At 31.2% G+C, this 16,392-nt stretch carries 13 protein-coding genes and 2 other annotated features (1 of these 15 only partly in view); all 13 genes read right to left on the minus strand.

All coding sequences use genetic code 11. The features are described from left to right. Positions 1-40: 40 nt before the first annotated feature. The 13 genes from glpK to infC all read right to left on the minus strand — a co-directional run bounded on the left by glpK (position 41) and on the right by infC (position 16,289). Entirely contained in the window at positions 41-1,540 is a 1,500-nt protein-coding gene (gene glpK, locus H9661_RS01825; RefSeq protein WP_143314442.1) for a glycerol kinase GlpK, read from the minus strand. A 53-nt stretch (positions 1,541-1,593) separates the two neighbouring features. Next, the gene (locus tag H9661_RS01830; protein WP_143314444.1) at positions 1,594-2,151 is read right to left on the minus strand and encodes a glycerol-3-phosphate responsive antiterminator; all 558 of its coding nucleotides are present in this window, start codon (positions 2,149-2,151) and stop codon (positions 1,594-1,596) included. 105 nt (positions 2,152-2,256) lie between these two features. After that, complete coding sequence (locus H9661_RS01835; protein ID WP_143314446.1) at positions 2,257-2,961, minus strand: MIP/aquaporin family protein; 705 nt, start codon at positions 2,959-2,961, stop codon at positions 2,257-2,259. A 492-nt stretch (positions 2,962-3,453) separates the two neighbouring features. Beyond that, entirely contained in the window at positions 3,454-4,194 is a 741-nt protein-coding gene (locus tag H9661_RS01840) for a 2-thiouracil desulfurase family protein (RefSeq protein WP_191767563.1), read from the minus strand. Between the two features lie 49 nt (positions 4,195-4,243). Beyond that, positions 4,244-6,604 carry an endonuclease MutS2 gene (locus tag H9661_RS01845; RefSeq protein ID WP_143314450.1) on the minus strand — a complete coding sequence of 787 codons (2,361 nt, stop codon included), beginning with the start codon at positions 6,602-6,604 and terminating at the stop codon, positions 4,244-4,246. A 3-nt stretch (positions 6,605-6,607) separates the two neighbouring features. Next, the gene (locus H9661_RS01850) at positions 6,608-8,947 is read right to left on the minus strand and encodes a U32 family peptidase (protein ID WP_191767564.1); all 2,340 of its coding nucleotides are present in this window, start codon (positions 8,945-8,947) and stop codon (positions 6,608-6,610) included. A 172-nt stretch (positions 8,948-9,119) separates the two neighbouring features. Then, a complete protein-coding gene (locus H9661_RS01855) occupies positions 9,120-10,283 on the minus strand; it encodes a cell division protein ZapA (RefSeq protein WP_191767565.1) in 1,164 nt (387 codons plus the stop codon). 143 nt (positions 10,284-10,426) lie between these two features. After that, positions 10,427-12,802: a phenylalanine--tRNA ligase subunit beta gene (gene pheT, locus H9661_RS01860; protein ID WP_191767566.1), complete on the minus strand. Its 2,376-nt coding sequence runs from the start codon at positions 12,800-12,802 to the stop codon at positions 10,427-10,429. 14 nt (positions 12,803-12,816) lie between these two features. After that, positions 12,817-13,836 (minus strand): phenylalanine--tRNA ligase subunit alpha, encoded by a 1,020-nt coding sequence (gene pheS / locus H9661_RS01865; protein WP_143314458.1) that lies wholly within the window; start codon positions 13,834-13,836, stop codon positions 12,817-12,819. 83 nt (positions 13,837-13,919) lie between these two features. After that, positions 13,920-14,141: a binding site (T-box leader), on the minus strand. A 40-nt stretch (positions 14,142-14,181) separates the two neighbouring features. Beyond that, positions 14,182-14,955 (minus strand): TrmH family RNA methyltransferase, encoded by a 774-nt coding sequence (locus tag H9661_RS01870; RefSeq protein ID WP_191767567.1) that lies wholly within the window; start codon positions 14,953-14,955, stop codon positions 14,182-14,184. A 209-nt stretch (positions 14,956-15,164) separates the two neighbouring features. Next, complete coding sequence (gene rplT / locus H9661_RS01875) at positions 15,165-15,524, minus strand: 50S ribosomal protein L20 (RefSeq protein WP_143314561.1); 360 nt, start codon at positions 15,522-15,524, stop codon at positions 15,165-15,167. A 24-nt stretch (positions 15,525-15,548) separates the two neighbouring features. Next, the gene (rpmI, locus tag H9661_RS01880) at positions 15,549-15,746 is read right to left on the minus strand and encodes a 50S ribosomal protein L35 (protein WP_143314562.1); all 198 of its coding nucleotides are present in this window, start codon (positions 15,744-15,746) and stop codon (positions 15,549-15,551) included. A gap of 21 nt (positions 15,747-15,767) precedes the next feature. Next, positions 15,768-16,289, minus strand: a complete 522-nt coding sequence (infC, locus tag H9661_RS01885; protein WP_143314563.1) for a translation initiation factor IF-3 — start codon at positions 16,287-16,289, stop codon at positions 15,768-15,770. 26 nt (positions 16,290-16,315) lie between these two features. Next, positions 16,316-16,392: a sequence feature (ribosomal protein L20 leader region), on the minus strand (it continues 46 nt past the right edge of the window).

Genomic DNA, 16,392 nt, shown 5'->3' on the forward strand with positions numbered 1-16,392 from the left:
ACATTATAGCCTGTATAGGTATACATGTCCAGCTTTTATTTTAATCTTCTTCCCATTCTTTTGCTCTCTTAACCGCTTTATTCCATCCCTTGTATAATTTATTCTTTTTATCTTCATCTAGATTAGGAGTATAAGTCTCACTTACAGCCCACTTTTCCGCAATTTCTTCTTTAGATTTCCAAAAACCTACAGCAAGACCAGCTAAGTATGCTGCACCAAGAGCTGTTGTTTCTGTTATTATAGGTCTTACAACATCTGCACCTGTAATATCAGCTTGGAATTGCATTAATAAATTATTTCTACAAGCCCCACCATCAACTTTAAGACTTGTAAGCTTACATCCTGAATCTTCTTGCATTGCATCTATTAAGTCTCTTGATTGATAAGCGATAGATTCAAGTGCAGCTCTAATAATATGATTTCTATTAGCTCCTCTTGTTAATCCCATAATGGCTCCTCTTGCATACATATCCCAGTATGGAGCACCAAGTCCAGTAAATGCTGGAACAATATAAACGCCTCCATTATCTTCAACTTTTTTTGCAAAATACTCTGTGTCTGCTGCATCACTAACTAACTTAAGTTCATCTCTAATCCATTGAATAACAGCACCTCCAACAAACACTGAACCTTCTAATGCATATTGTACTTTGTTATCAATTCCTATTGCAATGGTAGTTACTAATCCATTTTTGCTTTGTATCATCTTTTTTCCTGTATTCATAAGAAGGAAGCAACCTGTTCCATAGGTATTTTTAACACTACCTTCTTCAAAACAAGTTTGTCCAAATAGAGCACATTGCTGATCTCCAGCCATACCTGCTATAGGAACTCTAACTCCTCCAGTACCTCCAAGGTTTGTATATCCATAAACTTCTGATGAATTTCTAACCTCTGGTAACATTGATTTTGGAATGTTAAGTTTCTCTAAAATCTTTTCATCCCATCTTAATTCTTTTATATTATAAAGCATTGTTCTTGACGCATTTGTGTAATCGGTTACATGAACTTTGCCATTTGTAAGTTTCCATACTAACCAAGTATCAACTGTACCAAACAATAACTCCCCATTTTCCGCTCTTTCACGTGCACCTTCAACATTATCTAAAATCCATTTTATTTTAGTTGCCGAAAAATATGCATCTAATAATAATCCTGTATTTTCTTTTACATATTCCTGAAATTCTTTATCTTCTTTAAGCTCTTCTATTATTGCTGCTGTTCTTCTACATTGCCAAACAATAGCATTGTATACTGGTTCACCTGTTTTTTTGTCCCATACTATTGTTGTTTCTCTTTGATTTGTAATTCCTATAGCTGCAACTTCATCTTGAGTTATATTAGTTTTTGCCATTACCTCTTGCAAAACTCCATATTGACTTGCCCAAATTTCTAAAGGATTATGCTCAACCCACCCCTTATCTGGATATATTTGGGTAAATTCCTTTTGGCTTACACCAAATATATTTTGTTCTTTGTCAAAAATTATTGCTCTTGAACTTGTAGTTCCTTGATCTAAGGCTATAATATATTTTTTCATATAACGCACTCCTCTGCTATCTAATATTTCTCTAAAACTTAATTCTATATAGACTACATGTCCCAAATTTCTTTTTTAGTCGTAGACACACATGTAGCTCCTGAACTTAAAGCCTCCATAACCTCTTCTTTAGTTTCAATTAAACCTCCGGCAACTACAGGTTTATTAGAATACTTTGCAATTATATCAATTACCTTTGGAATTATTCCAGGTAAAATTTCTACTGCATCGCATTCAGAAATCAAATGATTCTTAACATTGTTTAATGAAAGTGTATCAAATATAAAGAACCTTTGAACTGCTAACAAATCATATTTCTTAGCAAGCTTAACTACTTGTGGTTTTGTACTAATTATTCCACTAAATCTTGTTTCTTCTTTTATATACCTTATGACAACTTCCTTATTTGTAAATCCTTCAACTAAATCGATATGAATTATCCCTATTTTATTACTAGATATTATGATATTGCTTATTTCTTTAATGTTAATTACATCTCCATATAAAACAAATATGATTTCAGCATCTGAATTTACAGCCTTATCTAATTGTTCTTCATTTTTTACTGCTGCTATAATTGGATTTTCTTCTAATAATTCTTTTATATTCATGTTCACTCCTATGTAATTGTTTTCTTCCCATCCTAAGTATTACACACTAATTTTATAGTGTCAAATCATGGTATGAAAGTTTGCCTTTAAAATATGATTATTTTATTAAAAAAGCATTGTATAAACTAAAGCCCCTAAAACACCACCAATTATTGGTCCAACTACAGGAATCCATGAATAATCCCAATCTGAATCACCTTTATTAGGTATAGGTAAAACCGCATGTGCGATTCTTGGTGCTAAATCTCTAGCTGGATTAATTGCATAACCTGTTGTCCCTCCTAAGCTTAATCCAATTCCCCAAATCAATAAACCTACAAATAATGTACCTACTCCATTAGTCAAGTTTTGCGCTCCTATTCCTAAAATTCCAAAAACTAATACAAATGTACCTATGACCTCGCAAGTAAAGTTTATTATCTTATTTCTTATAGCCGGACCTGTACAAAATACTGCTAGCTTGTCTTCTTTGCCTTCACTACATTTGAAGTGATCATAGTTATGAACAAACACTAAAACGGCTCCTAAAAATCCACCTATAAATTGTCCTGCTAAATATATTGGAACTTCGCTCCATGCTACTTTTCCTATTACAGCAAAAGCAATTGTTAATGCTGGATTAAAATGTGCTCCACTGTAGCTTCCAAAAATCAAAGCAGGGACCGCCACTGCAATAGCCCATCCAGTTGTGATTACCATCCAGCCTGCACCATATCCTTTAGAATTCTTTAAGACAACGTTTGCAACAACACCATCTCCTAATAGAATAAGTAATAACGTTCCTATAAGCTCTGCTAAAAAAATTATCATAGCACTCTCTCCATTCTATTTTATAGTACTTTTTGATTATTATATTCATTACATAGAATTATTTTATATCCACCTACTTTCATAAATTAATCTTCTTATTGATATTACCGGTAAATAACACAATACATACTTATGATTTTAGTAAAACTAGTTTTATTAAGAATTAGTTAATTTTCTCCATAATTATAGCCACATAAAACACACTTCATTTTAAACAAATAATTTTTTATATTGCTTAAAATAGAAGTTTCAAATTACTTAGTTACATCTAACTAAGTAATTTCTGTTTTATGTGGCCGAATTCTCTCATCTCTCTATAGCCTACATTCCCAAAAAACTTTGTTATTACTTTAATGTAATTGTTTCCTTTATATGCTAAGTATCACATATTTATTTTCCAGTGTCAAGATTAATTATTTCATTGATGTAATAATATTATTAAGTGTTTCAAATTTAACTAGATAGAGTACTTTGAATAATGCTGCCTAAATTTTATTCATCCTTACTCTCTTCAAGAACTTCTAGTATCTCTTTCTTAGTAAAGCCCGTGGCACTTTCTATATCCTCTAATGTTTCAAGTCCAAACATCTCTTTTGCCATAGTTATTATCAATCTCTTCATGTTTTTCTCAACATTTTCAGGTAAGTCTGTAATTATTTCTTCATCATCTTTTATAATGCTATAAACTATTGCACTTTCTTCATTTCCAAAATTCTCATCCACGTCTTTTCTTTTAAAATCATAATCTGACAGATAAATTAGCTTATTACTCTCTTCTATCTTCTCACTGTATTCTTTATCAGATAGTATATCTACTCCTGATCTCTTTAGTATATATGCTGTAATGCCTTCACCAGCTATCTTACTACCACAAAAGCTTCCATCATAAATATAATTACATCCACAAGAAGGACTACCTTCTTTTAGTATTGCTGCTATAGTACCAGAAGTTTTGGCAATCTTTATAGTTTCCTCAGCACCTTTTATAAAAGATTCAGTTACATCCTCACCTTCTGAAGTCACTACCTTACCTATTCCATCTTCTACAATACTTCTTGCTGTACCACCTATAATCTCTGCTGGTTTTCTCGGAGTTGTCAATCCACCTAATTGTTCAGGACAAATTAAAATAGCTTCACCTTGCTCCAACAATTTAACACAATCCTTATTTAAATTATTTTTGCCACTATACTTACAATTGACTCCACATAAGCATGCACTTATCAAATACATTTTAGCACCTCAATTTCATTACTGCATAAATATATAAATATTAATCATTTTATTTTAATTCAACTACTGTAACACCATCTCCACCTTCGCCATAAACCCCTAGTCTATAACTTTTTACGTGAATGTGTTTCTTTAACATAGTATTTATTGCCTGCCTAAGAACTCCAGTACCTTTACCATGTACTATTGTAACTTCACCTAGGTTTGCCATATAAGCTTCATCTAGATATTTATCTGCTCTATAACATGCCTCTTCCCCATCTAGTCCTCTTAAATCAATACTGTTTTCAACAGCCCTCAAGTTAAGATTAACTTCTCTTTTCCTCTTCTTTTCTTTCGGTTTGGAAGCACCTTCACTCGTTCTAAGATCTTTCAATTTTACACTTATCTTCATTATACCTGCTTCAACTTGAACTTCACCTTTTTTATCAGGCATAGAAATTATAACTACTTTTTGATTTAATGAAGGTAAAAATGCATCCATTCCAAGTGTTACTTTTTCAATTACTTCTCCTGAATTTTCTCTTGCCTTTATCATAGCTTTTTCTTTTTCTTCAAGTGAATCCTTTAATTTCTTTCTTTCTTCCTCTAATCTATTTCTTCCGCCCCCTGAGATACCCATCTTTTCAAGTTCTCTCATAGCCTTTAATATATCATCAGCTTCGTCTTTGGCTTTAGCTATTATTTCTTTAGCTTCTCTTCGCGCCTCATTATAAGCATTATCTCTAATTGTCTCAAGTCTCTTAAGTTTATCTTCATAAGTCTTTTTAATTGTTTCTGTTTCATTCTTTAATCTCTCAGCGGCTCTTGCATCTCTATTAGCAATTATACTCTTCTCTTGTAAATCTCTTATTAAATCTTCAAATTGAAGATTTTCCTTTGATATATGTTCTTTTGCTTTATCTATAACATAATCATTTAATCCAAGTCTCCTACTTATTTCAAATGCATTAGATTTACCTGGTATTCCAATTAGCAATCTGTATGTAGGTCTTAAGGTTTCAACATCAAATTCCACTGAAGCATTTTCTACCCCTGGAGTTTTTAAGGCATATCCTTTAAGTTCACTATAATGAGTAGTAGCTATAATTTTAGTTCCTCTCTCCTTTAACGTTTCAATAATTGATACAGCTAACGCCGCTCCTTCTGTAGGATCTGTTCCTGCCCCAAGCTCGTCAAATAAAGCTAAAGATTCTTTATCTGCCACTTTCATTATTTCAACAATGTTTGTTAGGTGTGAGGAAAATGTTGAAAGACTTTGCTCTATACTTTGCTCGTCTCCTATATCAGCAAATACCTCTCTATAGAAACTTATAGACGATCCTTCCTTTGCACATATTAACAATCCACTCATTGCCATAATATGTACAAGTCCAACTGTTTTAAGGGTTACAGTTTTCCCGCCTGTATTGGGCCCTGTTATCATTAAAGCTGTAAAATTCTTACCTAAGTACACATCAGAAGAAACAGCTACATCCGGATCTAATAACGGATGTCTCACATTAATTAAATCAAATACACCATCACTATTCACTTCAGGAATTATTCCATTAATGGACAACGAATATTTTCCCTTTGCAAATATAAAATCAAACTGCAGTAATATCTTCATATCACTTTCAAGTACATCTACATTATCCCTTACTTTTCTAGATAGTTCTAAAAGAATTCTTTCAATTTCAGCTTGTTCCTTTAACTTTAATTCCTTTATTTCGTTATTAAGATTAACTAAGCTCATAGGCTCAACAAATAAAGTTGCTCCTGTTGAACTTTGATCATGAACAAGTCCTGGCACAGCACCCCTATATTCGGCTTTTACAGGAACTACATATCTATCTCCCCTCATGGTATATATGGCATCTTGAAGATATTTTGCATTGCTTCTCACTATAGAATTAACTTTTTCTCTTACTGAAGAATTTTTTTCCTTTAAACTCCTTCTAATTCCATGCAAAGTTCCACTTGCTCTGTCGCTTATTTCTTCTTCAGAAATAATGGCTCTTTCTATTTCTAATTTCAAATTATTTATAGGAGTAAGTATATATGCCAAATCTTCTAATTTATCATACTTTTCCTCTTCATCTTTTCTCTCTAAGTAGCCTTTAACTTTGTCTGTACATCTTAACATATTACCTACATATAATAATTGTGCAGCTGATAAACTTCCACCTTTTTTCGCTCTTTCTAAGCCCTCTCTCACATCATGCAACCCTTCAAATGGAGGATTTCCTTTTTTTATAATCAATTTGCAAGCTTCATCAGTTTCTTGCAATGCATTTCTTGTATCAAATATTGATTCACAAGGAGCTAATTTTTCTACAAGTTCCTTTCCTCCACTAGTTACTGCATACCTCTTAACTTTGTCTCTAATCTTATTGAATTCTAATACTCTTAATGCTCTTTCATTCATTTCTTATTCAACACCTCTTCTATAATGGCCCTTAGTATATAGGTTTGTATCAACCTTAACGCTACCTCTTATCATATTTAAAACTTTAATAACTTCTTCTTGTCCTTCATCTTTAAAATCTACTCTAAAAGTTTCAATTCCCATTGATTTTAAATCTTCAATTTCTTCTATTAGATTCAATGGAGAACTATTTAAGATATGGCTCCTACAATATACATCAGTCATTACTCTAAATTCTTCATTCATTCTATCAACCAATGTAAAATTATCTCTCATGCAAGCACTATTACACTCTTTATCATTGCACTTACCACCAAAAGTACTTCCTATAGGACAATATTCACTTATCATTACTTCTGTTTTTCCATACATATTATAAGCTACTCCCTTAATATTACTCTTCATGATTTCTTTTATTTCTTTTCTATTAAGTTCTAAACTAAGAGAAACTATACCTAAATCTTTTCTTGCAAAATCTAATGCGTGAGAATTAAATATATTAAGCTTATAATCTCCTATTATACTAAGTTCATTTCTATATATGTTAATTACACCTACATTTGAAGTTATTATTCCCTTTATATTCTCCTTGCACTTCTCTATAGTATTAACTATTGAATTAAATTCTTCCTTAATAACTTCAGGAATTAGTAGATATACATTAGTATTTTTTATATTTTCTAAATCTGAAAGTCTTATTGCATCTTTCTCCCTACTAAATAAATCAACACCAATGCTTTTTATATTCTCCTTAAGCAAAGAATCTAGCTGAGCTTTCGTAATACATGTGAATAAAATATCTATCTTTGGTATATTTTTATACTCTTCACTATCCTTTACTCCTAAAGCTCTTTTTCTTCTATATAAAGATGTTTCTTGCTTCCTTATCTTCTCAAACAATTCTCTCCTTAGATTATTTAAAGATGCTATTCTTAAAAAACCTTCTTCATAACAAGCAAACTCAATTTCTTCTAGTTTATATGGACAATCCCCTGATTTTTTTAAAGCTTCCCTAATCCTATCCTTTTCTAAGGGTTTTCTTTCGGCCTTTTCAACCATGTCACCTTTTACGGAATAAGTTTTTCCATTTAGTATAGCAGTTATTGTAATTTCTTCTCCTATTTTAAAATTTACTTTACCATATAAATTTATCTTTTTATAATAAGGTTTGATTTTTTCTTCCAAAGAGTCAAAAAGTTCTTTACTAGATGTTCTAAATAGCATATCTCCCTTTTTATATCCCTTTGGAAATAACTTTACCCTTTCTCCTCTTTCAGCTCTTTTAACTTCATTTCCTTTTACCATAATTTTACTTAAGGTGAATCCATTTTCTCCATATCTTATCCCATCACCTATAGTTACACTTTCATTTAATATTACCTCTCCATTATCTAATACCTTTCCAATTTCGACTCCAGTATTTTTAGCAAAAGAATAACTCATCATATCTTTTCCTACATTCTTTCTGAGATATGCCTTAGAAAACCCACTTCTATTAAATAATTGAAGTAACACTCTCTTACCTTCAGCTATATTATATTTTTCATTTTTCAACTCTTTATCAATAGCTTTTCTATAATTTTCCGTAACACCGGCTACATATTCAGGCCTCTTCATTCTTCCTTCAACTTTTAATGATGAAGTTCCACTTTCTATTATGTCTTTAACATCCTCTATTGTGCATATATCCTTAGGACTCAAAAGGAATCCTTTCTTTTCTCCCATTGAATTAGACTTCAATGTATATTGCATCCTACAAGGTTGTGCACATCTACCTCTATTTCCACTTCTCCCACCTATCATCGAACTCATCAAGCATTTTCCAGAATAACAAACACATAATGCTCCATGTACAAATATTTCTGTCTCAATACCTAAATCCTTTGAAATATGTTTTATTTCTTCAAGTGAAAGTTCTCTTGAAAGAACAATTCTAGTAAAACCTTTTTCCTTAAAATATAAAGCTCCCTCACCGTTATGTATTGTCATTTGAGTAGACGCATGAACTTCAAAATCTTTATAATTTTCTTTAATTAGCTTAAGTAAACCTAAATCTTGAATTATTAAAGCATCAACTCCTATTTCATAAAGATATCCTGCATATTTTACAGCTTCTTTCAACTCTTTTTCCTTAAGAATTGTATTCATTGTTACATATATTTTAACTCCATAACTATGGCAATAATCCACAGCTATTTTCATATTTTCATTATCAAAATTTGATGCATAGGCTCTAGCTGAAAACTTGCTCCCGCCTAAATAAACTGCATCTGCTCCATTATTTATTGCAGCATAAAGACTTTCCATGCTCCCTGCTGGAGCCAATAATTCTATTTTAGTCATCTTCATCTCTCCTATAGTCTACTATCATAATCAGCATGTCTAATCTTATTTATATCATAAAACCTTCAATATTACCAATTTTCTTTATTCATGACCCATTTATAACATAAAAAAAAGATTATTATAAAATAATATTAAATATATCATCCTACAATAATCTTAATTTTATCCTCTATTTCATTAACGGATTATTTGCTTTCTTCATCTTTGCCATTTCAATTTGAGCATCTAACAGCTTCTTTTCTAAATCTAAAATCCTGTATTTTGAAGTCTTCAACTCATTTCTAGATTCTTTACCACTATCCAATATTTTTGTTTTTTCATAAGTTAACCTTTCTACTTTTTCTTCTAGTTCACTTATGATATTTTTCTTTTCTTGAATTTCTTCATTTAATATTTCTTTTTCATTAATACCTTTTATTCTACACTCTTCCTCAAAGGATGCCTTTATTGATTTTTCCATATCTAGTTCTTTATTCTTTTCATCTATTTTCCCTTTTAAGCTAGTGACGCTTTTATTTAAATTATTAATTTCATCTTTCAATTCCTCATTACGTCCCATTATTATGTCAAGTTCTTCTTCAACAGATTCTTTCGAATTACTAATCCTCTTTATCTCATCATTAAGCTCTTTATTTTTCTTTTTCAATGACTCTATTTCATTATTTAAAATATCTTCTGAATACTTTCCTTCGTCAAGTAGTTTATTAATTTGTTCTTTTTCATTTAAAGCAGCTGTTAATTCTTTTTTGATAGCATTTTCAGCATAAGATGCTTCTTTTATCTTTTCTTCTAGAATAGTATTTTTTTCTCTTTCTTTTTCTACTTGCTCGTCCAAATATCCATTTAAATTATTTACTTTAGATAATTCTTTTTTTAGATTTTCAATTTCAATTTGTAAGCTCTCATTGTTACTATTTAATTTACTATTCTCATCAAATAAATTTTTATTCTTATTAGTTTGTTCTATTATATTTTCATTTAACTTACCAACTTTATTTTCTAAATCACCGATTACTTTATTACTAGTTCCATGAATCTTTTCTATTCTTTCACGTAATTCCTTTATTGTATCGCTTAAGGTTTGATTTCTTTCCTCTAATGAAACCTTAATTTTATTTAATCTGTCTACTTCAATATCCCCTTTGTAAAGTTCATCTGCTATATTTATTGCCGCTAGGACTGCTGCATCTCCTGTACTTAAAAAGGTATTCTTACTTGTAATTTCTTTTATTTTACTATTAACAAATTCAGATACTTCTTTTAAATAATTTTCATCTTCTTTACCCTTTAAATTATATTCTCTTCCATTTATAGTAACTGTAACTTTAATCATAGTAACACCTCTCAAAATTGTCTTTATAAATAATTATAGGGGAATTAAACCTATAAAACAAGCTAGCTGATAAAAAATCAGCTAGCCAAAATCTTACAATATTATTACTACTTTCATCCTATACGCAACAAATCAACAACATTTTATCTTAATTGTGCTCCAACTTTATTTTCCAAGCTCTTCAATATTTTATCGTGAACTTTATTTACATCATTATCAGTTAATGATTTTTTTGCATCTCTATACACTATTGCATAAGCTATACTCTTCTTACCTTCTGGAATTTGAGAACCCTTATAAATATCAAATAGTGCTATCTTCTCAACTATTGAACCACCAGCTCTTAACATACATTCTTCAATATCTCCAACAAGTATACTATCATCAACCAAAATAGCTATATCTCTTGTAGCAGCTGGAAACTTAGGAATTGGTGCATACTCTCTCTTAACATTAGAAGCTTCATATAAAAGATCTAAATTCAATTCAGCTACATAAGAAGGAACATCTAACCCATATTCATCTTGTACATCTGGATGTATTTCACCAAATATACCTGCACTCTTACCTCTTAATTGAATTCCCGCTGTTTTTCCTGGATGGAATGTAGGATTTTCACTTTCCCTTACGAATTTAGCCTTAGTAATTCCTAATCTATCAAGCACATTTTCAACTACACCCTTCAAATCAAGGAAATCAACTTTTCCATACATACCAATAGTTAAAATATTCTTTTCATTTGGAAGTTTATTTTCCTCTTCGCTCTTAACATAAACTTTTCCTATTTCAAAAAGCTTAGCATATTCATTATTTCTCGAATAATTTCTTCCAAGTGATTCCATTATAGAAGGCAAAGTTGAAGTTCTCATTACTGAGAAATCTTCTCCTAATGGATTTTTAATTTTAATAACATCTCTAAGTTCAGAATCTTCTGCTACCTTTATTTTATCAAAAACCTTAGGTGATACAAAAGAATAAGATATTGATTGATTTAGCCCAGAAGCTATTAATGCATCAATAACAACTTCTCTAAGAATATCATTTTTATGTTTGTTTTCTCTCATAGGAGTCACATCAAACACTGTGGTAGGAATCTTATCATATCCATAAATTCTTGCAACTTCTTCTGCTATATCTTCTCTTATTCCTATATCTACTCTAAATGTAGGTACAGTTATCTCTAAGTTATCTCCATTTATTTCAGTATTTAGGTCTAAAGAATCTAATGCACTTTTCATTTCTGCTTTAGTTATATCAGTTCCTAAGAACTTATTAATCCAGCTTGCAGATACTGTCATATGAGAAATTTCTTTAACCGAAGGATATTCATCTATAGTTCCTTCCATTACTTCCCCAGAACCTAATTCACAAATAAGAGCACAAGCTCTATCTAATGCAATTTGTGCTAAATTTGGATCAATATCCTTTTCAAATCTTGATGAACTTTCAGTTCTAAGGCCTAAAACCTTAGAGTTAACTCTAATATTAGTTCCATCAAAATTTGCGCATTCAAATACAACTTCAGTAGTATCTTCCTTTATTTCTGAGTTTAGTCCACCCATAATACCAGCTAGGGCAACTGTTTTGTCTCCATCCTTAATACATAAGAAACTTGAATCTAATTCTCTTTCTATTTCATCAAGAGTTGTAAACTTTTCTCCATCTTTTGCTCTATCTACTACAATTTCCTCAGTAGTTAGCTGTCTTTTATCAAATGCATGCATTGGTTCACCAATTTCTAACATTACGAAATTTGTTATATCTACAATATTATTTATTGGTCTGACACCCGCTTCAAGCAATCTTTCTTGCATCCAACTTGGTGATGGAACTATTTTAACATTTTTAACTCCTCTAGCCATATATCTTCTGCAAAGGTCACTTTTAATGGTTACCTTTAATTCATCATTTATATTTTTAGAAGATTTAACTTCAAAGTTAAGGTTTGGCATTTTATATGTTGTTCTAAACGCTGCAGCTGTTTCCCTTGCCATACCCACCATACTTAAACAATCTGGTCTATTAGATGTAATATCAAAATCTAGTATAGCTTTATTTAGTTTAAGATATTCTTTTATATCCATTCCTATAGGAGCATCTTCTGGTAATATCATAAGTCCATGTACTGGCTCATCTCCAGCTATTCCAAGCTCTTCTTCTGAGCAGAACATACCATTAGATACAACACCTCTCATCTTGCCCTTCTTTATCTCTGTTCCATCAGCTAAAATAGATTTATGAAGAGCAACAGGAACTTTATCTCCTTCTTTCATGTTAGTTGCAGCTGTAACTATTTGAATTTTCTCTGTTCCAATATCAACTTGACAAACATTTAATCTATCTGCATCAGGATGCTTTTCTATTTGTTCTATATAACAAACAACTACATTCTTAATACTATCTCCTTGAATCTCTACCTCTTCAAGTTGTGAACCTGTAAGCGTAAGTATATCTCCAAGTTCTTTAGCGTCTACATTTATATCAACATAATCTTTAATCCAATTAAATGGTACCTTCATTACTTAATCCTCCTCTAGAATTGATTTAAGAATCTCATATCACTTTCATATAATAATCTGATATCATCAAGGCCATAGCTAAGCATAACCATTCTATCAACACCAAATCCAAAAGCAAATCCGCTATAAACCTCTGGATCTAAGCCACAATTTCTAAGAACATTTGGATGAACCATACCACAACCTAAAAGTTCAATCCACCCCGATCCTTTACATACATTACATCCTTTTCCCCCGCATACGAAACAAGTTGCATCCATCTCAGCAGATGGCTCTGTAAATGGGAAATGATGTGGTCTAAACTTTGTCTTAACCTTATCACCAAACATCTTCTTTGCAAATAGCTCTAAAGTTCCCTTTAAGTCTGCAAATGTAACTCCTTTATCTATTACTAACCCTTCCATTTGATAGAATATTGGAGAATGGGTAGCGTCCACAGAATCAGCCCTATAAACTTTTCCTGGAGAAATCATCTTTATTGGTGGTTCTTGCTTTTCCATAGTTCTAATTTGTACTGGAGATGTTTGAGTTCTTAGCACAATATTATCATTTATATAGAATGTATCTTGCTCACTTCTAGCTGGATGATTTTTGGGTATATTTAGAGCTTCAAAATTATAATAATCAAGCTCTACTTCTGGTCCATCTTCTATTGCAAATCCCATAGAAATGAATATATCCTTCATTCTCTCAACAGTTAGCTCCAATGGATGTCTCTTCCCAATATCATTTTTCTTTCCTGGAAGTGTTATATCTATAATTTCGCTGCCAAGTTTTTCATTCTTTTCTCTTTCTTTTATTTCCTTTGAGATAAATTCCAACTTATCTTCTACAACTTTTTTTACGTCATTTACCATTTTACCTACTACAGGTCTTTCTTCTTTAGACAAACCACCCATACTCTTTAAAATAGTAGTTAGTTCTCCTTTTTTACCTAAGAACTTAACTCTAAGTTCTTGAACTTCTGCAGTATTTTTTACTGCTTCAATTTCTTTTAAAGCCACTTCTTTAATTTGCATCAATTTTTCTTGCATTTTAATTCTCCTTTACTTGAACTTTGTAAGTAATAAGTTTTCCATTAACTTTACTAATTTTGAACATAAAAAAAACGCCCCTAAAAAGGGACGAATTATCCGCGTTACCACCCTAATTGGTCTGTCTAAATAAAGACAACACCCAACTCAATAATTTAACGGTTTCCCGCTAGCTACTACTAAAAATTTCACAGCTAGAACTCCTGAGGGAACTTCAATATAACTCCTCATAAAAAGGCTTCCAGTCCAAGACCCTTTCTCCCTGAATGTTTTATTATATTTACTTTCTCAATCATAGTTTATTATTCTATTACTTTCCTATTATACAAATAAATTTATTAAATATCAACTATTTTGTCTAACTTTCTCGTATAATATAACCGATGTTGCTATAGCAACATTTAAAGATTCTGCTCCTCCTGGCATAGGTACCTTAACCTTTTTATCTGAAAGATTGTATATCTCCTCACTAACACCATTTCCTTCATTTCCAACTGAAATAATAATCTTTCCAGTTAAATCTTCTTTAAAGAAATCCTTATCTCCTTCCAAAGAAGTAGAAACTAGTGAAAATCCTCTATCTATTAATTTTTTTGTAATGCTATTATTTTCATCATCATTAATGATAGGAATATGAAATAACGATCCCATGGTAGATCTTATAGTTTTATCATTATAAACATCCACACTCCCCTTTGTTAATATAACGCCATCCACACCGGCCGCATGAGCAGTTCTAATTATAGTTCCTAAATTACCAGGATCCTGAAGTTTATCACATAACAAATAAAAACTTCCTTCAAAGCTTATATCTAGCTTCTTCATCCCAACAACTGCTACAATTCCTTGTGGTTTTTCTGTAGAACACAACTCTCTTAATAAATCATCTCTTAATCCATAAATTTTCGTCTTATTTATATATTTTCCAAGATATTCATTAAGTTTTTCTACTTCCCCGCTAAAGAATATATAATCTACAGAAACACCTGCTTTAAATGCTTCTTCTATAAGCCTAAATCCTTCTATTATATATTTAGAAATTTTATTTCTGCCTTTTCTATCCTTAAGTTTTTTTGTTTCTTTGTACAAAGTATTATCTTTACTTTCTATGAAAATCAAAGTTTACACCCCTACTATTTTATATTAACTATCTTACCTTCTACTATAATCAGATGATAATTCAATATACTCCATTATACTTGAAAATACTAATTTATGTTCAATTCTATCGTCCATATACTTTTCATGTAATAAAGCTACTCTATCTTATATATCTATTATTTTTTGCAAAAAAAACGCGACACTTTGTCGCATTTCTATTATATATATTAAGCGTTTATGTTTTTCTTAGCTACTTCTACTAAATCAGCAAATGCCTTTGGATCATTTATAGCTATTTCTGATAACATCTTTCTGTTGATGTCAACACCAGCTAATTTCATTCCGTTCATGAACTTTGAATATGAAAGACCATTCATTCTTGTAGCAGCATTTATTCTAGCTATCCATAATCTTCTATAATCTCTCTTCTTTAATCTTCTTCCAACATATGCATTTCTTAATGCTCTTATAACTGATTCATTAGCTGTTTTAAATAACTTACTCTTTCCACCGTAGTATCCTTTTGCAAGCTTTAAAACTTTTTTATGATTCTTACGAGAATTAACCGCTCTTTTTACTCTTGCCATTCTTTAAACCTCCTGTACCAATTCTTATAGATATGGTAATAATTTCTTCATTGCTTTTTCTTGAGTAGTTGAAACATATCCCGCTTTTCTAAGATTTCTCTTTCTCTTTGCACTTTTCTTAGTTAGGATATGGCTTCTGAAAGCCTTTGCTCTCTTTAATTTACCTGTACCTGTTAATTTGAATCTTTTTGCTGCACCTCTATGAGTTTTCATTTTTGGCATTGCTTAATTCCTCCTCTCAGTTTATGCCTTTTTAGGGCCTACAACCATCGTCATATTTCTTCCTTCTCTTTTAGCTGGCTTTTCGATAATACATACATCTTCAAGCTTGCTCGCGAAGTTTTCTAGAATCTTTAGTCCTAAATGACCAAGTTCCATTTCCCTTCCTCTAAATCTGACAGTGATCTTAACTTTGTCTCCATCTAATAAGAACTTTCTTGCATTTTTAGCTTTAATTTCGATATCATGTTCTTCAATTGTAAGGCTTACCCTTACTTCCTTTATACTGATAACCTTTTGCTTTTTCTTAGCTTCCTTTTCCTTCTTAGATTGCTCATATATGAATTTTCCTAAATCCATAATCTTGCAAACTGGTGGCTTAGCTCCAGGTGATATCATAACTAAATCTAACTCTGCTTCATCAGCCATATTTTGAGCTTCTTTAGTAGCTATTACACCTAATTGACTTCCGTCAGCTGCTATAACTCTTATTTCTTTTTCTCTTATATCCTCATTAACTATATAATTTTTGTTAATAGTTTTCACCTCCGAAAAATAAAAGCAATATTCTATATATAATAAAAAGACGGCAGTATACTGCCGTCCTATATTATCAACAAAATCATCGCGATAAATAACCACGCTAGCT

Origin of the sequence: Clostridium cibarium (assembly GCF_014836335.1) — a bacterium.
GTDB classification, from domain to species: Bacteria; Bacillota; Clostridia; order Clostridiales; family Clostridiaceae; genus Clostridium; species Clostridium cibarium.